The following is a 21,771-nucleotide window of genomic DNA, read 5'->3' as shown; positions in this document are numbered from 1 at the left end:
GCACATCAGAATGTCTGAAGGATTTGATTTCATTGTGATCGGAGGCGGCTCGGCAGGCTCGGTCATCGCCGCACGCCTGTCCGAAGAACCATCAGCCAATGTGCTGTTGCTAGAGGCCGGGTCCGCCGACCGCCACCCGTTCTTTCACTTGCCGGCCGGATTCGCAAAGATGACAAAGGGTATTGGCAGTTGGGGCTGGTCCACGGTTCCGCAAAAGCACATGCAAAACAAGGTCTTCAACTACACGCAGGCCAAGGTGATCGGTGGCGGATCAGCGATCAACGCGCAGATCTACACACGAGGCGCGGCGCAGGATTACGACGACTGGCGGCAGATGGGTTGCGAGGGGTGGAGCTATGCCGACGTGCTGCCCTATTTCAAAAAGTCCGAGGACAACGATACTTATGAAGACGAATTCCACGGCAAGGGCGGGCCCATGGGGGTTTCCATGCCCGCAGCGCCCTTGCCAATCTGCGATGCCTATATCAAGGCTGCCGGGCAGGTAGGCATTCCGGAAACACGCGATGTGAATGGCGCGAAACAGGACGGCGCGGGGTATTATCAACTGACCCAGCGCAACGCGCGGCGCTCATCTGCTGCGATGGCGTTTGTTGCGCCCAATCGCAGCCGCCCGAACCTGACGGTCCGCACAGGCGCACAGGTCCGCCGCATCATGGTGGACAAGGGTAGGGCGACCGGCATCGAGTTGATGAATGGAGTCAAGATAACCGCCGCGAAAGAGGTCATTCTCTCCTCGGGAGCCATCGGCTCACCGCGCCTGTTACAACTGTCGGGCATCGGTCCGGCGGATCATTTGGATGGGCTTGGAATCGATGCGGTCTATCACCAGCCGCAGGTCGGCGCGAACCTGCAAGACCATCTGGATCTGTACTCGATCTGCGAAGTGACCGGGCCGCACACCTATGACCGTTTCGCCAAGCTGCACCTCTCGGCCCTCGCCGCGCTGCAATACGCATTCACCCGCAAAGGGCCGGTTGCGTCCAGCCTGTTTGAAACAGGTGGGTTTTGGTACGCCGACCCGGAGGCGCGTTCGCCCGACATTCAGATGCATCTGGGGCTAGGAACCGGCATCGAGGCAGGCGTCGAGGCGATGCCCAACGGTGGTGTCACCCTGAACGCCTGTTTCCTCCGCCCAAGGTCACGTGGGACCGTCCGGTTACAAAACTCAGACCCTGCGGCCATGCCGCTGATCGATCCCAACTATCTGGCGGACCCTTATGATCGCGAGATGTCCATTCGCGGATTGAAACTGGTGCAGAACATCCTCTCACAAGATGTGCTGAAACCGTACATCCTCGCCGAACGGTTGCCGGGGCCGAACGTGCGGACCGAGCAGGAGTATTTTGACTTTATTTGCGTCCATTCCAAAACATCGCACCACTGCGCGGGCACCTGCCGGATGGGCAGCGACACCGAAGCTGTGCTGGACCCTCGCTTGCGGTTCAATGGCATCGACGGACTGCGAGTTGCTGACGCGTCGATCATGCCGACGGTTAACTCCTCGAATACCAATGCACCTACAATCATGATCGGCGAAAAGGCTGCCGACATGATCAAACAAGATCAAGGCTTCTGAACATGATCCGCCATATCGTACTAACCAAGTTCCGCCCAGAGGTGACCGAAGAGAAAATCGGGGCCATCTATAAAGGCCTTGCAGATGTGTCTCATACCCTGCCAGGGGCCAGTGGGTTCACCGGTGGCCGCAGTGAAAGCCCCGAGCAGATCGAACGCGGATACATGCATGGATTCGTGATCGATTTCGACGATTGGGAGGCGCTGGACACCTATCAGAATAACGAAAAGCACAAGGCGCTGGGCGCGCAATTAGTCGAGAGCGCTGTGGGCGGTATCGACGGTATTCTGGTTTTGGATTTGGAGGTTTGAGAAAATGAAACTGATTTTGCCAAATCCTGAGGGGCAGCTTGAACCCTATAGGTTGACCGGCACGCCGTTGGTGCCGCGAGCGCCGAAAGTGCCTCTGACGCGCACGGCGTTTGCAGCGGCGCATGTGGTTTCGGACCCGCTGGCGGAACGCGACCCCTGGGACGGGCGTCCGGCTGTGGATTGGGATGCAACGCTGCGTTTTCGACAGGGGCTCTGGGATCAGGGTTTGGGTCTGGCTGAGGCGATGGACACTGCTCAGCGCGGGATGGGCGTCGATTGGGCGACTGCACTGGAGCTGATCCAGCGCACAATGACGGCCGCAAAGGCGCACCCAATGTCACCCCGCGTGGCCTGTGGGGCAGGGACCGATCACTTGCCGCTGAGCGCGTTAAATACTGCTGGTGAAATCCTGTCGGCTTACGAACATCAGGCCGAAGCGATTGAGGCGGCAGGCGGCCAATTGATCCTGATGGCCTCGCGCGCGTTCCCGGCTATAAACGCGGGCCCGGACACCTATCACGATGTATATCGCGCGTTGATCGATGGCGCGGCGGAGCCGGTGATCCTGCATTGGCTGGGCGACATGTTTGACCCCGCTTTGACCGGTTATTGGGGCAGTGCGGATGTCGATACCGCCAGCGATTTCGTCCTGTCTTTGATCAATGAGAATCCTGCCAAAGTGGACGGGATCAAAATTTCTCTGTTGGATCAAGCGCACGAAGAATCCTTCCGCGCGCGCCTGCCTGAAGGCGTGCGCCTATACACGGGCGACGACTTTAACTATGCGGCCCTAATTGCCGGGGATGGCACGCATTTCTCGCATGCGTTGCTGGGTATTTTCGCCGCTATTGCCCCCGCCGCCAGTCAAGCCCTTGAAGCGCTGGCGATGGGAGACATGGATCGCTACAACGTGTTGTTCGCACCGACCGTTCCCCTCAGCCGAGAGATATTCAAGGCTCCGACCCGGTTCTACAAGGCCGGGATCGCCTATCTGGCGTGGCTGAACGGGTCGCAGTCCCATTTCATCATGCCGGGCGGGTTCCAATCCAGCCGCGATATCTGCCACTACGCGCAGGTCTTCAAACTTGCGGATCAGGCCGGTTTGCTCTCGGACCCGGAACTGGCTAAAGCACGGATGACCACGCTTCTCAGCCTGCATGGAGTTGAACAATAGCCTGAATGCGCAGACCTACGATCATAGATGTCGCCAACTCGGCGGGTGTTTCAAAGTCAACGGTCAGCCTCGTTCTGCAAGGCAGCCCGCAGGTGAAGCAGGAGACGCGCAAGCTGGTTCATGCTGCGATGAAAGAGATTGGGTATGTCTACAATCGGTCGGCGGCAAATCTGCGATCCACAGGAACGGCGCTTATTGGTTTGGTAATCAACGACCTGACCAACCCATTTTTCACTGAGTTTGCGACGTCCTTGCAGATGGCACTGGGGTCCCGAGGCTATGCGGTCGTTGTGGCCAATACAAACGAAGACCCCGAGCTTCAGGATCAGGTGGTGGGCGCGATGCTGGAACATGGGGTTTCCGCCTTGATCCTGTCGCCTGCTTATGGCGATGTCTCGAACACCTTGGCCGCGGTCGAGCGAGCTGGCATCCCTTTGATGCAGGTCTTGCGGCAGGTTGAAGGCGAAACGGCGAGATTTCCCTTTATCGCCCCCGACTATGCCGAGGGTGGGCGCGCGGCAACGCAGTACCTGATCGATACAGGCGCGCGGAACATCGCCTTCATCGGAGGCCTGGATGGCGCTGAAGTCACTCAGGAAAGACTGTCTGGCTACATTAGTGCAATGAAGCGCAACGGCTTGCAGCCTATTGTGAAGACAGGGAAATCCAGTCGGTCATTTGGGCATGAAGCAACGATCAGCCTTTTTGAGGAGCATCCGGAGTGCGACGCCGCAGTTTGCTTTAATGACCTTGTTGCTTTTGGGATGATTAATGCCTGCCATGAAACTCAGGTTAAGATTGGCAGGGAGTTTCAGATCGTCGGTTTCGACGATATCAAGGAAGCCTCGGAATGCTGGCCAGCACTGTCGACGGTACACTGCGGCGTATCTGAGTTTGGCGAACAAGTGGCGGACACTGTTTTGCTATGGCTGCAGGATGGAGTTTCGCCGGCACAGCAAGCGCGCACTTCCACACGCTTGGTTTTGAGGCAAACCACGAAAGACAAAGAATAGCCAAAGGCAATACAGGCCATTGTTAAGTGGCGCCTTGTTTTAAAATGTTGGAAGGGTCTGGTTCGTCAAAAATAGCTTCAATGCGTATGGATGATGCCGATAAAGTCATTTGAATTCCGCTCGGTTCCCAAAAGCAGTGCTGGGTTCTGAGGTGGCTGCAAACTGGTCAGATAAAAGCCCCCACAATCCCGTGGGGTGCTTTCACGCTTTGTATGATCAATTCGCTTATGGCTTTGTCGGTTAGTTTGCCGATAGCTGGGCTGACCCAAAGACGGTTTACTTGCGCATAATGCCATAATTTGCGTTGGGCTAGCATTGAACCTGGGGGATGTGCTCGACCCTGGACGAACCGACGGGGATCATTCGCACAACTTTGTCGCAAGGATCAAACAGTACATACAGGTCTGCGTTGCCACCTAGATAAAGCGCTTCCAGCGGTCCGAAATTTTCGTTTATGTCGGTCACCATTACAGGCCGTGCAGAAAGGTCGAGGACTTTTGGAGCAAGAAACCCGTGCAGCCCGTCCTGGCGAAGGTCTGGTCCCAACAGAAAGACTTCAGCGCTCAACACGAGCAACAGGACCAAGAACAGCATTCCATCGATAACCAACGCCTTCCCGATGTGTTGCTTAGATGGGCGCAACAATTCGGGAAGATAGTCGTCCAATGAAAACAGGTTTGCGAGCATTACCAACGCGACGACTGCGCCTAAGATGATTGTAAGAATTCTGCCGCCAGAAAAGTCTAGTGGAACAGTGATTGCCAGAACGATCGCAGCAACGGCAACCCATTGGACTCTCTCATTGGCAATGATGTCTCCAAGCGTAGTTTTCCCAATTCTTAAGGGTTTGATTTTCTTGCCTAGCATCCGAAGTCTGGGGCGGCCGTTTGCCCAAGACTTCAACGCCCCGCGCCAGTTTTCTACAAAGTGAAGCGGCCCCAGAATTCCCAGAAGGACAAGAAAGGTCAGAACAAACTCTGTCACCCGTGTGCTCGCATCCACACCGATATCCACCACGCGAACGCCAATCTGCCCCCAGTATTCTCGCCACAGAAAACCGGTGACCGCAGCAATGAGGCCAGCTGCCGGAATTAACCCGAGCAGTGCCTGAAACATAAAGTTCAGTCTCTCCTTGGCTGAAGCAGCGAGTTCAGGCGCGGTAGCTTTGAGAACATCGATAGTGGTGTCGACCGGAAGGTAAGACTTCCCCTGAAGAACTTCGGAAATCGCCTCTTGTACTTCTGCGGGTTCTGCATCTCTGCCCACATACCCCAAAGCGCCAGCCTGTATCGCGAGGATTACCCGGTCGTGAGGCGGATCACCTGGGCTAAGCGCTAGTATCTTGAGGTCTGGCAGAGTTGTTGACGCGTATGAAATAACGTCCACGCTGCGCAGGCCCTGAAGCATCACGTCGACCAGAAGCAATTCCGGTTGCGTGCGATCAAGGATTTGCTTTGCTGTTCTCAAATTGTAGGCGACGCCAACAATCTCAACACCTTCTAGGTGGGTCGCCAGTTCCTGGACGGTCGAGCGAGCTTCGTCCGGTGCTACGATTAACATACGAATTGGATCCATCGTTCCGGACTCCTGATTGTTGCTGTGAGGGAGGTTTTGGGTGCGCGGTTTCATAGCGACCGCTCCAAATGCTGTCGGGCCGCTGATTGAAGTTGATAAGGTGGGAGAAGGGGTTTTGAGCGCGCTTTTATGAGCGTGCGCCCAATTAGCAGGGCCACACTTCCAAGGGCCGATCCCAAGACGAGAGCATTGGCGAAAAAGACACCACCAAACAAGGATACGGCGATGTTTCCGGGCTGTTGAACAGCCGTACCCGTCACGATTGTCGACCAGTCATGCAGGTACAACGCAAACAGAACAGACAGGCCCACAGGCGTAACGATGAGGGCTATTCCAAGGCAGACCAAACCGCGACCGAGCAAGGCTCGTGGCGTCTGTCCTCTGAGCACGAAGGCAGCTATGGCCGCAAAAATGCCCAGAGCGAAGACTAAGTCCACTGGAAAAGCCAGATCACCCGAGACAGAGCGTGCGACGGCCGAGATGAGAGGCGACAGGATGAAAGTGACGAACCCTGCAGCAAGAAACCCGCTTATTGTTTCCGGTAAAGAGCGCGAAAACATAATGCCAGCGCTTTCTTTTTGATGGATCGGAATAAGCCCGGCCGGAGAAACCTGACCGAACTGCGCTGACAGTTTGTTTGGACGAGATCGCATCATGGCCCCGAGTTTTGTTGAAGGTAGGGCGGCTCAATTGGCCGCTTGTGCCCCTGAATTTGGAGAGCCAGCGTTTTGTTTCTTTTGGCACCTAGTCAAATTCTTGTGGAAGTTGGACAAGTTGAGTTGAGCGGCTTGTCAGGAGCATTTGGCTAAACGCAAGAAGGCGCGGCTGGCCCGCTCACAATTCGACACTGTCGGCTACAACGGCCTTGTCAGAAGAACTTGGGTTGAGGCGGGCAGGGTGCTCTCGTAGCCTTCACGTGTGATCAAACAATCGCGTCGAGAATTCACGCCTCCCGTTTTGAAGACGGGAACGGGCCATGCCACGTTTCGGGCGCATGCGAAGTTTACAGGAATTCGCCGCAGTCCATTCCTTCGAATACAACCACTTCAACCTGGAAAGATCACTGATCGGCAGAGATACTTACAAGCTGACGCGCACTGCCGCTCTTGTTGAGTGGATCCAGCTTTGTTCGGGATAAATTCACGGTCTCCGCGGTAAACTGAGACTGGTTCGAATTTGTCTGACAGCACCGTTTCCTCATCAGATAACTCGACGGTTTGCTCGGGCCCTGAAACAAGAGTGCCGCTGTCAATCGCCTGATCCCTCACTACTTGAACCGCATTCATCACATTATCGGATTGGGCCAGCATGGCAGCCGCTACCGTGTTGGTCAGATCCCTATGAGTGGCCATTTGGCCGACGACTTCCGGAATGCTGTCGCCAATACGGTGACGGAAGGATCCCAACCCATGGTTTCGATTTACGGTTCAAGTTCGACGGGCTCGCGGTCTGCGTTGTCCAGCAAATATCGCTCTGCCTTTACAATCTCCAATGGCTGAGTTGCGGCGACAAATATCTGTATGAGTAACGTGTCGGGGTAAGGAGCCACTGGAGCGAACAAAGTCTGCGACTCTGCGTCAGTTAAAAGGTCTTCTGACGTCGCCGACGCGTCTTCCGTCTCAATAACTTCATCGGATGCCTATTGTGCAAAGAGGGCACTAGACGTGGCCATACTGAGAGCAATTTTTAGATATATAAACACATTGCGATTCTTCAAAGTATTCAAAGATCACCCAAGATTGCGCTTCTGGCAACCGTACCGCAAAAGAAATGGTTTTGATCTAGTTACGACCATCCAACGAAATCTGGGCGAGCGTTCACTTTGGCCGCGAAACAGTTGTTCGCTGCATCGACTTAGCAGGCATTCGAACTCAGTCGGAATGAGTTCCGGACCAGAGTTGTGTTATAGTGCTTTCAATTTAGGAGGAAAAATTGTTTCGCTATGTTTTGCCAGCAGCTCTTTTTCTTGGGAGCCCAGTCTTAGCCCAAGATGCAATAAATCCGTCAGGTCTTTCCGGTCCTGCCGGTCGACCTTATTCACCCTACGCCGAACGCGCGTATCCAACTCAAGTCTATTTTGGTGACACCCACGTTCATACTGGTCTTTCCGGGGATGCTGGTGGAGGCGGTACGCGCCTCATGCCGCGTGACGCCTACCGATTTGCGCGTGGCGAAGAAGTTGTGTCGAATACGGGTCAACCCGTGAAATTGTCGAGACCGCTCGACTTCTTCATGATTACAGATCACTCAGATGCGATGGGTGCGATTACCGATATAATTGGGGGTGCCCCAAACATATTGGCGGATGAACAAGGCAGGTATTTCCACGAAGAGTTCAACAAAGGCGGGGAAGCCGCTTTGGCGGCTGCCCTCGAACTTACTGCAGCTTTTGCGCAAGGGCAGGTTTCGCCGGCGTTAAACTATCAACCAGGAAATCCCGCGTACGCGCGTGTTTGGGACGACATTATCGATGCCGCGGAGGAGTACAATGACCCCGGCGTGTTCAGCACCTTTATCGCATATGAATGGACATCCCTTGTTGCAGGGAACAATTTGCATCGGAACGTTATCTTTCGCGACGGTCAAGAACTTACAAGACAGATCTTACCTTATACGACAACGCCACCTGTGGGCTCACCTAACCCGCGCGATCTTTGGAAGTGGCTGGAGAATTATGAGCAAACGACAGGCGGGCGTGTGCTTGCTATTCCACACAATGGGAACTTGTCGAACGGCTGGATGTTCCCATTGGTCGATGACTTCGCGGATGGGGTGCATTTAGATCCCGCCTATGCAGAGGCGCGAAACAAATGGGAAAGGCTTTACGAACCAACACAGATAAAGGGCGACGGTGAAGCCCACCCGTTCCTGTCGCCTGACGACGAGTTTTCTGACTTCGAAACTTGGGATTACGGAAATCTGGATGCTTCGGTTCCGAAAGAGCCGGAAATGTTGCCCGGTGAATACGCTCGATCCGGGTTACTTCGAGGCCTTTCTTTACAAAAGACTCTGGGCGCAAACCCATTCAAGTTTGGCCTAGGCGGAGCGAGTGACACGCACACAGGTTTGACGGCTCCTGACAATGACAATTTCTTCGGGAAGTTCACCGGGTATGAGCCCAGTGCAGAGCGTAGCCAACATGTCAGTAAGACCTACTCTGACGGGACCGTTGCGCTGCGTTCGTCGCAGTACATTACCGGTGGTTTGACTGGGGTGTGGGCTGAGGAAAACTCCCGCGAGGCAATCTGGGATGCTATGCATCGGCGCGAGACCTATGCAACTACAGGACCACGAATGCGCGTCCGAATGTTCGGAGGCTATGGCTTCACAGAAGAAGATGCCCTGCGACGTGACTTGGCCCTGGTTGGTTATTCCAAAGGCGTGCCGATGGGTGGTGATCTCAGTTCTGGGGAAGGCACCCCTTCCTTTTTAGTCTATGCACTTCGCGATCCCATGGGAGCAAACCTGGATCGTATCCAGATCATAAAAGGGTGGTTGGACGCCGAAGGCCAACAGCAGGAAAAAGTCTATGACGTGGCTTGGTCTGGAGCCCGCGAACCAGATCCCGCCGGTAAGTTGCCATCCGTAGGAAACACTGTGGACCTTTCGATCCCCTCTTGGACCAACACAATTGGAGCCTCTGAGCTGGGAGCCGTGTGGAAAGACCCTGATTTTGATCCGTCGGAAAGCGCGTTCTATTATGCGCGCGTCATCGAAATTCCGACCCCGCGCTGGACCGCGTATGATGCCGTCAAATTTGGAATGCATATGCCAGATTCCGTCCCAATGACGGCACAGGAACGCGCATACACCTCGCCAATTTGGTACTCACCACAACAGTAGTTCGATTTACGGTGCTCGTTCTGTATGGGCTCAGTTCAGACTGTTACAAATTTGGATCGAGCGTTTCCTACGCGAAAAAACTGAGTTTCGTATTTTGACTAGACGTTTCTGTTAAGTTGACCTGATTTTGCGCCATAACTCGTGTGTCGGAGTTGCAAAGTTCCGTTGTTCGACCAAAGCTCGGTTAACACTTTCTTGAAGTTCAAGGAGATCCCATGGCTAATCTCGGTACACAGCCGATCAGGACTCAAAGTGATATTGCTGAGTTCGAAGCAGAAATGACGCTTGAAGAGCGGTTACCTGAGCAAAGCATCTTGGATGTCTTTGTCAGCAGCGCTGATCGCGATCCTGATGCGACTGCGCTGACAATGCTAATGACCGGAACTGAAGACGAAGAGCCGCGTCGTGTGACCTATAAACAGTTGCTGGGACAGATAATGCGCGCTGCAAATCTGTTTGCAGCGATTGGAGGCGAAGCACCGGGCGTTGCGTTCATGCTGCCCGCTTTGATTGAAACCCACGTCACATTGTGGGGAGCAGAAACGGCTGGGTACGCTGTTCCGATCAATTTTCTTTTGCAGCCTGAGAGCATAGCAGAACTTCTCAAAGCCTCCGAGGCAAAGATCCTTGTTGCTCTTGGCTCTCATCCTCAGCTGGATATTTGGGAGAAAGCTCTGGCAATGCGGGAGCAGGTTCCGGGCCTAATACTTGTGCGCGTTTCTCCGCCGGGTACACCGCCCGAAGAAGGAGTAATAGATCTTGCCAGTGCATTGATGGCCCAACCTGATGATCATCTGACATTTGGGGAGGCGCGCAGGGGTTCAGATCTGGCGGCGTATTTTCACACAGGGGGCACAACCGGTGTGCCAAAGCTTGTTGCGCACACCCACCGCAGTCAACTGGTCGCAGCATTCGGGGGAGCTGTAATGTGCGGCTTTCGCTCCGACGATGTATTTACCGCTACTTTTCCTCTTTTTCACGTCGCCGGAACGATTGTCGGCGGCCTCAGTTGCTTTATGGCAGGCGTTGAACTGCTCGTCATGACTCCTGCCGGTCTGCGAAACCCAGCAGTTGTCGCAAGCTTTTGGCGTCTTGTTGCAGAATACAAGGTTACAATTGTTGGCGGCGTGCCAACTGCTATTGGGGCGATCTTGCAAACGCCAATTGGCGATCATGACATCTCGCACGTGCGGGCGGGCGCGACTGGCGCTTCATTGCTGCCGCCTGCGGTCGGGCAGAAATTCAAGGAAGTGACCGGCTGCACTCTTTTTGAAATTCTGGGCATGACGGAAGCTTCCGGATTGATCAGTATCGATCCACTTTGCGGTACGGGGACTGCAGGTTCAGTTGGCTGGGCGTTACCTTACACAAATGTCGACGTTCTCAAGCTGGAAAGCGATGGTGGTCTTGGAGCGGTGTGTGAGATTGGCGAAATCGGTGTTGTAGCCATCAAAGGTCCTCACGTGTCGCCCGGTTACAGCGTTACAGAATTCAACAGTGAGGTGTTCGTAGACGGTGTCCTAAATTCGGGCGACTTGGGGTACAAAGATGCGAATGGGTGCCTTTATGTTGCCGGACGCTCGAAAGATCTGATTATCCGAAGCGGCCACAATATCGATCCGGTCATGATTGAAAATGCGATGAGTACCCACCCTGCTGTCGCGTTGGCAGCGGCGGTCGGCATGCCCGATCCTTATGCCGGAGAACTGCCGATATGTTTCATTCAAGTCCACACATCCGATGAGGTTACCGTAGAAGACCTAATGGCACATGCTCAGAACACTATCGATGAAAGACCAGCTTGGCCGAAGATCATCAAGATTGTTGATGAGATACCGCTGACGTCAGTCGGTAAAATCTTCAAGCCCAGTCTGCGGTGCGATGCTGCAAAGCTGGTAGTATCAAATCTGCTTCGTGAACAACTGAAAATGCCCGACGCTCACGTGCAAGTGGAGGCGGGCGGGCCACGCGGACTTTGCGTCACAGTGAGCCTTTCTGAGACAGACGTGTCGTTTAGGTCCAGCGTTGAAGAGAAGCTTCAAGACTTCCTTTTCGAGACGCGCGTTGAAGTCGGATCGTAGGGGACAACTCTCAAAATGGCTCAAATTGCCAATCGCAAAAAATATTGTGTTGTCGGTGGCCATTGTGCGAGCGTTTTGATTGTTCAGGTTGGGAGAGCGAAGTGACAGTTCCGTTTGGAGTAATATCGGTCTTCGTTGGTCTGGCCATCTGGGCATGTCTTGCAGTTCACGCGGTACTGCGACGTAAGTATTTACCAGTTCTGCTTTTCGGCATTCTCTTAATGCTCTATCTGAACGCGGGCTACGTCATCTACGGTCCCGCGGCGTCGATCGCCAATTTCGTTGGCATCTACGACGTGTTGATCAATTTGGGATTAAGCGATCCTGCGAGCGCCGCCGCCGTCTCTACATGCCCTAACAATTCTTGCTCCGCCTGGGGCGAGACTTTTACCAATCATCCGGCATGGGGTGTCGCGTTCTATGACCGTTTCGCAAATGGTCCGGAGATACGATCCGCACTCCTACTGGGGCATGTTGTCTGCAATACAATCGTTTTTGTGTTAATGCACGTGCAGATGTTTTTCCCCGGTGGTCGGGCGCGAAACCATGCATTGATTGGCCGAGTCTGCTTTGGGATACTGACAATTGGTGTCGGGTGTTCCGTGGTACTTGCTGCCCAGCACGGATCAGTAGGTGAGTATGGTGGAGCACTGTCGACCTGGGGCTTTGTCTCAATGTCGATGTTCGTTTACACCACAGCTGTATTGGGCGTGCTTGCGATCCGCCGCCAAGACGCAACACAGCATCGTATATGGATGTGGCGCTTTGTTGGGTCGATGTGGGGGTCGTTCTGGCTGTTTCGTGTCATGCTGTTCGTAATCGACCCGCTATTTCGCGATATCGAAGCCCTCGCAATCCAAATCTGTATTTGGGGATCGGCGCCTGCCGGCATCCTGATCGCCGAAATGGTTCGAAGACGCGTCGACGCAAAGAACGCAATTCAACCAATCGTCGCGGAATAAAACTGTCCGTGCGTGCAGATATCACTTTTGACGCGCCGCGAGACACGCACCGGTTTGTCGTGGGTGCGGGGTCGACTTTGGGCTCGAAGCGGACGCTCGACAAATTTGACTGATCGTCTGCTACAGATCTACCATTGAGTGGATAGGGCTAACCATATGCCCGCAAACATCAGCGCTCCGCCAATATTCACCCATGTGTGCCAAAGAGCATACCGATAAGGCAAAGTCTTTTGGGCGTAAAACACCGTTCCAATGACGTAAGAGGCAGACCCAGCCAAGATGCACCACAATGTCGTGATAGGTACATTCGTTAGGTCAGGAAGGGCACTCAACCCAATTGCCCCCAGCCCAAGATAGGATGCGGTTGACCATCGGGACTTGACCGTTTCGTTTGTGATCTTGTTCCAGACAGCTACGGCTGTCAGCCCCCAACAAATCCACAGCAAGGCCATCGTCCATGTCGTGCCAGCCAAGACGAAAAAAGGTGTGAAGGTACCCGAAATGCTGGGGTAGATCGCGGCGTGATCAATGCGCCGCATTAGTTTGCGCTGGTTATGCAACCTGGAAAAGTGATAGGCGACGGATGCTAAATTGGACGAAAGAGCGCAAAGCACGTAAACCGCGACCGCAATAACCAGCTTAGGTTCGAGGCCTAGGATTGACTTAAAAAGAAGTAATCCGCCGGCCGTCAGGATCGCTACCAGCCCGATCGCATGAACGGCAATATCGGCATGGCGGTGCGATTGGACAGGGCTTGGATATGTCGTTTCAGTCATTTTGGTTCCGGGCAAAGGTTTGTCTGGCGCTACATCCAGATAGGCGGGGTGTCCATGCTTCCGGCGCGTCAGATCTCGGTGCTTCGACAGATGACTGCTTTGTCCGTGACGTGGTCATTGAAGCTAGCAGCCTCTCAAAGCCCAATGCGGACGTTTAGATGCAGCACAAAACCAGATACTGTTGAGCGCACTACATTGAATGTGACTTCAACTGGAAACACTAATAACTCCATGTTTTTTAGATCATCAAATTGTCCCGTTAGCCTAATAATTAGACGCTCCTTTCCAAGGCAGCATCTAACCAAGCCTGAATGCCTTGAAAATTCTGATTTATGCGTGAAACTTAAAGCATGAGTGAGTATTTTGATGAAATGTTCAACGGCGATGGATCACTCAGAGGTCCATACGAAGAGATCGGCCGCTGGTTCAATGCTGAAGACGTGTCACGATTGAGAGCGAAACAGCGCGAAGCCGAAGAGGTTTTTAGGCTAACGGGCATCACCTTTAACGTTTATGGAAAAGCCGAGGCTGAGGAACGCCTAATCCCATTTGATATCGTGCCGCGTGTCATTTCAGCACGAGAATGGCAACGGCTGGAACGCGGAATTGAACAACGGGTTCGGGCAATCAACGCCTTTCTCCACGATATCTATCACCGCCAAGAAATCGTGCGTGCCGGGCGTGTGCCGGCCGAGATGATTGCCGGGAACGAAGCGTTCCTGCCGCAGATGCTTGGCGTCTCGCCTCCTGGTCAGGTCTACACACACATTGTCGGGGTTGATCTGGTGCGAACGGGGCCGGACGAGTTTTTTGTTCTGGAAGACAACGCCCGCACGCCATCTGGGGTCAGCTATATGTTGGAGAACCGGGAAACGATGCTAAAGATGTTCCCCGAACTTTTTAGCGCAACCAATGTTCGGAATGTTTCGGACTATCCCCGCAATCTGAGACGATCCCTTGCTGCCTGCGCGCCGGCTTGCGCCGACGGGGAACCAACCGTCGCGGTATTGACCCCAGGCATCTATAACTCGGCCTATTACGAACATGCCTTCCTCGCAGATCAGATGGCTGTGGAATTAGTCGAAGGCCACGACCTACGCGTTGTTGATGGGCGGGTCTGCATGCGTACCACAAGAGGTTACAAGCCCATCGACGTACTTTACCGCCGGGTAGATGACGACTTTCTGGATCCCCTGAATTTCAACGCCGATAGCGCCTTGGGCGTACCAGGTATCCTGGACGTTTACCGTGCAGGAGGTATCACAATCGCCAACGCACCAGGGACCGGTATTGCCGACGATAAGGCGATCTATTCCTACATGCCTGAAATCGTTGAATTCTACACGGGTGAGAAGCCCTTGCTGCAAAACGTCCCGACCTGGCGCTGCAGTGATCCCGAGTCTCTCTCCTACGTGCTGGACAACCTGTCCGAGCTTGTAGTGAAGGAAGTACACGGGTCTGGCGGCTATGGAATGTTGATCGGACCGACCGCCAGCAAGAAAGAGATTTCGGCGTTCCGCGACAAGCTCAAATCGCGGCCCGGGAACTACATTGCTCAGCCGACGCTGTCGCTTTCGACGGTTCCGATCTTTGCGCGCTCGGGACTTGCGCCCAGACATGTTGACCTAAGGCCGTTCGTTTTGGTGTCACCCGAAGGGATCAAGATCACACCCGGCGGTTTGACCCGCGTGGCGCTTAAGAAGGGATCTCTCGTCGTGAACTCAAGCCAGGGTGGCGGGACCAAAGACACCTGGGTTCTGGAGGACTGACCATGCTGGGAAAAACTGCAGGTGGGTTGTTTTGGATGTCCCGGTACCTTGAGAGGGCGGAAAACACGGCCCGGCTGCTTGAAACAGGTCAGAGGATGGCGTTGACCCGTACTAAGAACTCCGCCGAGGAATGGGGCTCTGTTCTGAAAACGGCTGGCGTTCTGGATGCGTACTATGCCAAATACGATGATGTTTCAAAAGACAATGCGGTGGATTGGGTGCTGCGCGATGCTGATAATCCATCCTCGATCAAGTCAGTCATCAAACAGGCACGAGACAACGCCCGCCTTGTTCGAACCGCGTTGACCCATGACGTCTGGAGTGCAGTAAACTCCACTTGGATGCAGATCGATGAGATCATGAAGCGCCGTGTGAATGAGCGTGATTTGCCTGCGACGCTGGAACTTATTCGCCAACAGGCGGCTTTGGTTCGTGGTGCCACATTAGGAACCATGCTGCGCAATGACATTTTCGACTTCACCCGTATTGGTACGTTTGTCGAACGGGCCGACAATACCGGGCGCATTCTGGACGTTAAGTACTATGTTCTTTTGCCCACGGCCTTTTCAGTGGGTTCATCACTGGACAATATACAATGGGAGAGCATTCTCCGCTCTGTTGGTGCCGGCGGCGGGTATCGAATGACCCATGGAGAGAAAACGCGGCCGTCTGATATTGCCCAGTTTCTGATCTTGGATCAGCGCATGCCTCGCAGCCTGCACTTTTGCTGCAGAAAAATTCAGGAGAACCTGTCATACCTGCAGAAAGACTATGGCTTTGCCGGGCCTTCGTGCGAGGCGTCTAAAGTTCTCTACGAGAAATACCTGGATCAGAAAATCTCCGATATTTTCGAGCTCGGACTGCATGAGTACATTCAGGATTTTCTGACAGATCTCGGCAACTTAAGCCGTCAGATAGAAATCGATTATCGGTTTTACGAGTAGCCAATGAAACTGCACATTCGACATGAGACACGATACGATTACGACGCGCCAGTTCCCTTCGGGCTGCAGCAGTTGAGGAAGACACCAAAGTCATTCCGCAATCAGAACATCGTAAGTTGGAGCACCCAAATCACCGGCGGGCGCAAAGAACTGACTTTTGAAGACTACCACCGCAACACCGTGGAATTGATCAGTTTCGACGTAAACACCCAAAGCATCTCGTTGATCTCCGAAGGCGTTGTCGAAGTTGAAGACACACATGGGGTACTCGGGCGTCACGAAGGGTCGACGCCGTTGTGGTTATTCAAAAGGAGCACATCTCAAACAACGCCGGGGAAAGGGGTTACCGATGTGGTGGAGGCGTTACCCAAAGGCGAACCGCTGGAAAAGATGCATGCGCTATCCGAGAGAATTCGCACTCTGGTCGCGTATGAGGTTGGAAGTTCGCACCCGGGGTGGAGCGCAGAAGACGCTCTCAGCGCCGGGTGCGGCGTGTGTCAGGACCACACGCATATCTTCATCACCTGCGCACGAAGGATCGGAGTGCCAGCACGCTATGTATCGGGTTACCTGATGATGAACGAAACAGAACTGCAGGACGCGACGCATGCCTGGGCGGAAGTGCATTTGGACGGGCTTGGGTGGGTAGGTTTCGACGTTTCAAACGGGATATCACCCGACGATCGATACGTACGCGTCGCGACTGGTCTGGACTATTCCCAAGCTGCACCAGTAATAGGGAACAGAATTGGGGCAGCGGGTGAGCAATTGACAGTGCAGTTGCAGGTCGCACAGCAGTAACGGAGAATTTGATGACCTATGCTGTGGGTATGCGGCTGAATCGCGGGCTGGTGTTTATGTCCGATACGCGCACGAATGCAGGCGTCGATAATATTTCTACGTTCAACAAAATGTTCAATTGGACGGTCGAAGGTGACCGTTCGATCACGATCCTAGCGGCAGGAAATCTGGCAACTACTCAGGCCACAATCAGCCTTTTGGAAGAGCGTACGAAAGCGCCAAAAGATCGCTCGCCTTCTATACTGGAAGCACCGACAATGTTCCAAGTCGCGCAATTGGTTGCGGCTACGTTGAACGACGTCATAGAAGAGCATTCCCGATCCGGTCAGCAAGCCGACAGCGCCTTTCATGCGACACTCATTCTTGGAGGCCAGATCAAAGGCGGCCCGTCTCGCCTGTTTCTGATCTACCCCGAAGGTAACTTTATCGAGGCCGGCGCCGACACCCCTTTCTTTCAGATCGGTGAGACTAAATATGGTCGCCCAATTCTGGTGCGTGCCTATGATCCGGAAATGAGTTTTTCAGAAACTGTAAAACTCTTGCTTGTCAGTTTTGACTCCACGATTAAGGCTAATCTGTCTGTCGGGGCTCCGCTTGACCTGCTTCTCTACGATGAAGACAGCTTTGACGGCGGTACGCGGTCAAGATTCGAAGCCGACGACCAGTACTTTCGCATTGTTTCCGATGGATGGGGTGACGCGCTGAAATCGGCCTTGGCCAAACTTCCAGAATACAAGTCGGGGCGAAAATCAAACGATTGAGCGTCCGCTTTGTCCGCAACTCGGTCATCGAACGCAAACAGAAGAGTTTGTGCTACCCAACGGAGTGGCAGTTCGCGTCCGGACGTTTACCCGGCATCGAAAACGGCCATCATGGCGCTTCTCAGGCGAGCCACATCTTCGTCCACAGAAGCGGAATGATCGCACTTGAATGACGGCAAGACCTCGATCCGGATCGTCCCGCTTTTGGGCAAGTGTTTGTCGCGTGGCAAAAGAGCGTCGGATGCGTGAATAATAATGGGCCGTATTGTACGGCCGGTGGTGCGCGCGACTATTACAGCTCCTGCCTTGAACTCGCCGAGGCTTTTGGAGCTAGTGCGCGTAGCTTCTGGGAAAAGCACAACAGAGCGGCGTGCCGGCATGGCGCGGACGGCAACGGTGAGTGTTTCGAGCGCCACCGGGCCACTTTTCCGGTCAATCTCAACCAGCCCCGCGCCCTTGAACCCGTGGCGTAGGAGAACCGCGTCGCACAGTTCTTTTTTGGCGGCGAAGGTGATCCACTTGGCGTCGGGCACCACGTCCATCAAAGCGAAACCATCCAGGTGGCTGCGGTGGTTGATTACGATGATGCTGTTGGTGTCTGCGGCCAGCGCGGCCCTGTCGGCTTGTGTCATCTCTGTTCGGATGCTCAGTAGCCACAGAAGCCGCGAACAGGCACGTTTGACGAGCGGCCAGTACCAGCCGCGAAAACCTCGCCGTTTACCGCAAACCAGGGGTACAAAGGCGATGTACAGGAAATAGACAGGACCCAATAGGAACAACGCGGCGCGCTTTATGACCTGCAGGTGAGCCGGGTCTCTAGCCGCAAGCGTGACTGTTTCCTTTGGAGGCTGGAGTGACATAGGTTCCCGTCGATCGTGGTGAATGCCGGGAGAGGTTCACGAGGTTTCTTCGTTTTGGCATTTGCTGCCTGCCCTCTGGGCGCACGGCCCGACAAGCTCCCTGCACCCTGCCTCTATGCGGCAATGGCCGAGACACATCAACAGAAAGACTGACATTGGCGATGGCATCATTAGCTAGTTTGAGCCCAAAGTTGAAGTTGCCTAAACGGGACATCCGTTTGGCCATCAGGTCCGTCCTCGAAGCAGTCGCGCATTCCATGCAACGTTTAGAGTTTCAGTTTTGTGCTAGCGTTAATTGATTGCTAGCAAAGATTTTCGGATATGCTGACAAAATGCGAGGTTACTATTGCTGGATGATCGATTTGGGCTGACGCTGACGATCTGCTTGCTAGATGCGCGAGACGCCTGCTTCACAAGGATCGACCACATCCTTGCAGCGACATTTGGAGCAAGCGAGGCATCGAAGTGAGCCACGAAACTGTCCGATATTGGTGGAACAGGTTTGGCCCGATGTTTGCTGCTGAGATCAGACGGAAGCGTGTTCACCAACAGCGCGTATTCTCTAAATGGAAGTGACACCTGGACGAGGGTTTCGTGAAGATGAACGGCAAGCGTCATTATCTTTGGCGGGCCGTTGATCACGAAGGCGGGGTACTGGAAGCCGTTGTCACCAATAGTCAGAACAGAACTGCAGCACTTAAATTCTTAAAAATTGATGAAGCGTCACGGTAAGGCGAAAACCGTCGTCACGGATCGCTTCGCCTCATACAGAGCCGCGCTCAGAGAATTGGACGTGTTCGAATAATAATAGACGGGAAGATGGCTCAACAACCACGTTGATAATTCGCACCTGCCGTTTCGACGACGCGAACGCGCGATGCAGTGTTTCAGGCGTATGCGAAGTTTACAGAAATTCGTTTCCGTTCATTCCTCTGTCTACAATCACTTCAATCAGGAAAGATCGTTATCAAGCGGAGATAAATTTATGCAGACATGCACCGCCCGCCCCTTGGCCGAGTGGAGCAAACTCGGTGCGGCTGACCAAGTTCACGGCTGATACAATTACTGCAGAGTCAAGATGGGTTACCTGTCCCCAAGAGGACGTTTGACAAATACACGCATACGTTTTCGTTAAGTCCGAAGCAAAAAAAACGCGGGAATGTATCGGGCTTAGGTTGGCCTGCGAAGTTTAGTCTACTTGCAGATCGGCAATTCCAGTGGCGGTTGTTTGGGCAAGGATGCTCTCCAACTGTTTATGATCGGTTGGAGGCTGCTTTTTGGCCAAAACTTTGGTGCGCCGATTGCTTGTAGGCAAGCTGCGTTCCAGTAAACTCCTGCTCTCGTTAGTGATTTTCCTTTTTTTACAGCCTTGGCTACAGCGTTGATGTCTTTGGATTCTGGGTAGATATAGAGGGTGGTCGGGTTGCCTTCTACAAGCGCCAGGATTTCTTTGGACGCGGATTGTGACCAGGTTGTGCAACCATTGCTGCGACCACCCGTGTAGTTCACAAGCCGTCCGTAGGGGACATAACCGTCTTTGTCTGCGTGCGTGCTTTGTGGGTTTTTAAACCTGCATTGCCATTTTAGGAAAACGGCGGGATGGCCGCCGATGGCGCGCTCCCGAGCATTGCTCGTTTCTCCTTGGCCATCAAACAAAAGGAACGTGCGGTAGAACGGCTGCGTTTTGCCGGATTGACTGTAATAACCTTTGAATGACGTGCGGGTTTCAGCCGTCACATAGGCACCGCCGGCGGTTAGTTTCGATCCTTCTGCATTGCTGAAGTTCTTCGCGCATTGGCGCCCGTTCGAAAAATTGGCACGCCTGAGTTTTCGGCCATTGCCGTAACCGGACGAAACTGCTCGGAAGGACTTTTGCGACTCGCAGATGACATAAAACCGCTTGCCGGGATTGCCGTTTCTTGTGGTACTTGGGCGGGTTGCATCTTTGGCAAGATAGCAGGGGTTCCTTACTTCGCCTCGACGTACTTTCTCTTTATAAAGCGCTCGCGCCCTTTTCAAAACGATCGGGGCGATTTGCCCGTCACCCGTACCCACGTGCTTTTGTAACCACGCCGGGACATCTTGTGATATCGCTTCAACCCGGTCGGGCAGGGCGCCTGCCGCGATTGCGATTGTCATGACGGAGAGTGTGAGACGGAGTGAATTCGGTAGCACCGGGGGATCTCCTGCTAGAATGTCCTCGGGGCCAGTCTACCACAATTCCTATCCAATCGGGTGCCTGCCAGGTGTACAAACGAAGCTTCCTGTTGCCTCAAATCCCATTTTGAATTTTGAGGGGCTTGTCGTTCATCTCGAACAAAAGTGCTGCGACGTTGGATAGGTGTTTGGACACTCGGAGATCGACTTCCAAGTGAATGCAAGGATTATTCGTCGAAAGTCTCTGTTGGTAATCGCAATGGCTGCTCCGCATATTGCGCGAGGATAAACGGCGGCTGTGAATGATGCGGTCAGCAATCTTCCGCAGGTGCACTCACTTCAAATTCAACGCGGAGACGAGGTCATTTTGCTCAAGCCCAACATGGCGCCGACTTGGGTTGGCCAGCCAATCTCAAGTCTTGCTCGAAAAGCATTTTGGCTCTGTTGTCAGGGACGGCAGTCGATCGGCAGAAAATCCCATCTGTAGTCGAATTTCCTTGATGGGAACTCATTTAGTTGAGGAAATCTTCACCGAATTTACTTGCCACGTCGACCACACGGTTATCGTCAGTTTGAATGGAGTTCGCGGGATTACCTCCGCCAAGTTCCGCCTTAGGAGAGGTCATCCAAAAAGCTCGTTGCCAGGGCGTCATATCGGCCGGCAGCGCCTTTAACACAGTTTCCATCAAAGGAAACGGAGTACCGTCTTCTGCGAATTGAAAAGATGGGTACGCGTCGACGCCTGCATATGGAACAGAGAAAACTTTTCCAGTCCTCTTCCAGATCTCACCTATTCGCGTGATTTGCCAGGAACCTTTCTTCCACTGCGCATGAACAGATCTATTGTCCAGCAACGGATATTTCCGGGCAAACTCATCTTTGCGGATGTCATCGACTGAGCAAAAAGGTTCTTCGAACTTGGTAAAATACATCTTCTAACCAACAACACTTGTTGAAACACACAAGTCCATACTGTCAGAAACCCAACTTCTTGAAAGTAAGATTGTTCACACATTGCAATAGGCTCTTCAGTGGAAGTTCGGATTTACATAATTGAATTTAAGATATTTTTTTCTATTTCAGTTCGAGGGAAAATCGTCATCTGCTCAGCGTGAAAGTCCACAATGCCGCAGATTGGGGCGACAAT

The 21,771-nt window shown here is 53.6% G+C and carries 19 protein-coding genes and 2 pseudogenes; 13 read left to right on the top strand and 8 right to left on the bottom strand.

Translation table 11 applies throughout. From position 1 onward, the window contains the following. The first annotated feature begins 10 nt into the window (after positions 1-10). From ACR0AK_RS10080 to ACR0AK_RS10065, 4 genes are read left to right on the top strand one after another with little or no spacing between them, the layout of a single operon-like run. The gene (locus tag ACR0AK_RS10080; protein ID WP_480793214.1) at positions 11-1,597 is read left to right on the top strand and encodes a GMC family oxidoreductase; all 1,587 of its coding nucleotides are present in this window, start codon (positions 11-13) and stop codon (positions 1,595-1,597) included. Between the two features lie 2 nt (positions 1,598-1,599). Next, positions 1,600-1,908, top strand: coding sequence for a Dabb family protein (locus ACR0AK_RS10075; RefSeq protein ID WP_480793213.1), 309 nt, complete (start codon positions 1,600-1,602; stop codon positions 1,906-1,908). Between the two features lie 4 nt (positions 1,909-1,912). After that, on the top strand, positions 1,913-3,082 hold the full coding sequence (locus ACR0AK_RS10070) for a dihydrodipicolinate synthase family protein (RefSeq protein WP_480793212.1): 1,170 nt from the start codon (positions 1,913-1,915) through the stop codon (positions 3,080-3,082). A gap of 5 nt (positions 3,083-3,087) precedes the next feature. Continuing rightward, complete coding sequence (locus tag ACR0AK_RS10065; protein WP_480793211.1) at positions 3,088-4,095, top strand: LacI family DNA-binding transcriptional regulator; 1,008 nt, start codon at positions 3,088-3,090, stop codon at positions 4,093-4,095. 309 nt (positions 4,096-4,404) lie between these two features. On the opposite strand, the gene ACR0AK_RS10060 is transcribed toward ACR0AK_RS10065, so the two are convergent. Next, entirely contained in the window at positions 4,405-5,670 is a 1,266-nt protein-coding gene (locus tag ACR0AK_RS10060) for a response regulator (protein ID WP_480793210.1), read from the bottom strand. Positions 5,671-5,720: 50 nt separating this feature from the next. Beyond that, positions 5,721-6,326 carry a hypothetical protein gene (locus ACR0AK_RS10055; protein WP_480793209.1) on the bottom strand — a complete coding sequence of 202 codons (606 nt, stop codon included), beginning with the start codon at positions 6,324-6,326 and terminating at the stop codon, positions 5,721-5,723. Between the two features lie 269 nt (positions 6,327-6,595). Here ACR0AK_RS10055 and ACR0AK_RS10050 point away from each other — a divergent pair. Next, positions 6,596-6,808, top strand: a pseudogene (locus ACR0AK_RS10050) (IS6 family transposase); the annotation flags it as partial. Here ACR0AK_RS10050 and ACR0AK_RS10045 read toward each other — a convergent pair. Together ACR0AK_RS10045 and ACR0AK_RS10040 are read right to left on the bottom strand one after the other, a co-directional pair. Beyond that, positions 6,717-7,076: a DUF3300 domain-containing protein gene (locus tag ACR0AK_RS10045; RefSeq protein ID WP_480793208.1), complete on the bottom strand. Its 360-nt coding sequence runs from the start codon at positions 7,074-7,076 to the stop codon at positions 6,717-6,719. The pseudogene ACR0AK_RS10050 and the gene ACR0AK_RS10045 sit on opposite strands and share 92 nt — an antisense overlap. Before the next feature lie 14 nt (positions 7,077-7,090). Next, on the bottom strand, positions 7,091-7,294 hold the full coding sequence (locus ACR0AK_RS10040) for a DUF3300 domain-containing protein (protein ID WP_480793657.1): 204 nt from the start codon (positions 7,292-7,294) through the stop codon (positions 7,091-7,093). Between the two features lie 308 nt (positions 7,295-7,602). Here ACR0AK_RS10040 and ACR0AK_RS10035 point away from each other — a divergent pair, with 308 nt between their 5' ends. The 3 genes from ACR0AK_RS10035 (at position 7,603) to ACR0AK_RS10025 (ending at position 12,556) form a co-directional block, all read left to right on the top strand. Beyond that, positions 7,603-9,513, top strand: coding sequence for a DUF3604 domain-containing protein (locus ACR0AK_RS10035; RefSeq protein ID WP_170566377.1), 1,911 nt, complete (start codon positions 7,603-7,605; stop codon positions 9,511-9,513). Positions 9,514-9,728: 215 nt separating this feature from the next. Further along, positions 9,729-11,594 (top strand): AMP-binding protein, encoded by a 1,866-nt coding sequence (locus ACR0AK_RS10030; protein ID WP_480793207.1) that lies wholly within the window; start codon positions 9,729-9,731, stop codon positions 11,592-11,594. A gap of 101 nt (positions 11,595-11,695) precedes the next feature. Then, on the top strand, positions 11,696-12,556 hold the full coding sequence (locus ACR0AK_RS10025) for a hypothetical protein (protein WP_480793206.1): 861 nt from the start codon (positions 11,696-11,698) through the stop codon (positions 12,554-12,556). Positions 12,557-12,684: 128 nt separating this feature from the next. On the opposite strand, the gene trhA is transcribed toward ACR0AK_RS10025, so the two are convergent. Beyond that, on the bottom strand, positions 12,685-13,332 hold the full coding sequence (gene trhA / locus ACR0AK_RS10020; protein WP_480793205.1) for a PAQR family membrane homeostasis protein TrhA: 648 nt from the start codon (positions 13,330-13,332) through the stop codon (positions 12,685-12,687). Between the two features lie 350 nt (positions 13,333-13,682). Here trhA and ACR0AK_RS10015 point away from each other — a divergent pair, with 350 nt between their 5' ends. Genes ACR0AK_RS10015 through ACR0AK_RS10000 form a run of 4 tightly spaced genes read left to right on the top strand, consistent with a single transcriptional unit; the run spans position 13,683 to position 17,607 of the window. Continuing rightward, entirely contained in the window at positions 13,683-15,101 is a 1,419-nt protein-coding gene (locus ACR0AK_RS10015; protein ID WP_480793204.1) for a circularly permuted type 2 ATP-grasp protein, read from the top strand. A 2-nt stretch (positions 15,102-15,103) separates the two neighbouring features. After that, entirely contained in the window at positions 15,104-16,045 is a 942-nt protein-coding gene (locus tag ACR0AK_RS10010; RefSeq protein ID WP_170520241.1) for an alpha-E domain-containing protein, read from the top strand. Positions 16,046-16,048: 3 nt separating this feature from the next. Continuing rightward, positions 16,049-16,846: a transglutaminase family protein gene (locus ACR0AK_RS10005; RefSeq protein ID WP_480793203.1), complete on the top strand. Its 798-nt coding sequence runs from the start codon at positions 16,049-16,051 to the stop codon at positions 16,844-16,846. 11 nt (positions 16,847-16,857) lie between these two features. Beyond that, positions 16,858-17,607: a proteasome-type protease gene (locus tag ACR0AK_RS10000; RefSeq protein WP_480793202.1), complete on the top strand. Its 750-nt coding sequence runs from the start codon at positions 16,858-16,860 to the stop codon at positions 17,605-17,607. Positions 17,608-17,693: 86 nt separating this feature from the next. Here ACR0AK_RS10000 and ACR0AK_RS09995 read toward each other — a convergent pair whose 3' ends face one another. Continuing rightward, entirely contained in the window at positions 17,694-18,467 is a 774-nt protein-coding gene (locus tag ACR0AK_RS09995; RefSeq protein ID WP_480793201.1) for a lysophospholipid acyltransferase family protein, read from the bottom strand. Between the two features lie 438 nt (positions 18,468-18,905). On the opposite strand from ACR0AK_RS09995, the pseudogene ACR0AK_RS09990 reads away from it, so the two are divergent. Further along, positions 18,906-19,524: pseudogene (locus ACR0AK_RS09990) on the top strand (IS6 family transposase); the annotation flags it as partial. A 137-nt stretch (positions 19,525-19,661) separates the two neighbouring features. On the opposite strand, the gene ACR0AK_RS09985 reads toward ACR0AK_RS09990, so the two are convergent. Together ACR0AK_RS09985 and ACR0AK_RS09980 are read right to left on the bottom strand one after the other, a co-directional pair. Next, entirely contained in the window at positions 19,662-20,522 is an 861-nt protein-coding gene (locus tag ACR0AK_RS09985) for a hypothetical protein (protein WP_480793200.1), read from the bottom strand. Between the two features lie 614 nt (positions 20,523-21,136). Continuing rightward, entirely contained in the window at positions 21,137-21,556 is a 420-nt protein-coding gene (locus ACR0AK_RS09980; protein WP_480793199.1) for a hypothetical protein, read from the bottom strand. Positions 21,557-21,771 lie beyond the last annotated feature (215 nt).

Source organism: Ruegeria sp. BI12 (assembly GCF_056537985.1).
This window is presented reverse-complemented; position numbering and strand designations above follow the sequence as displayed.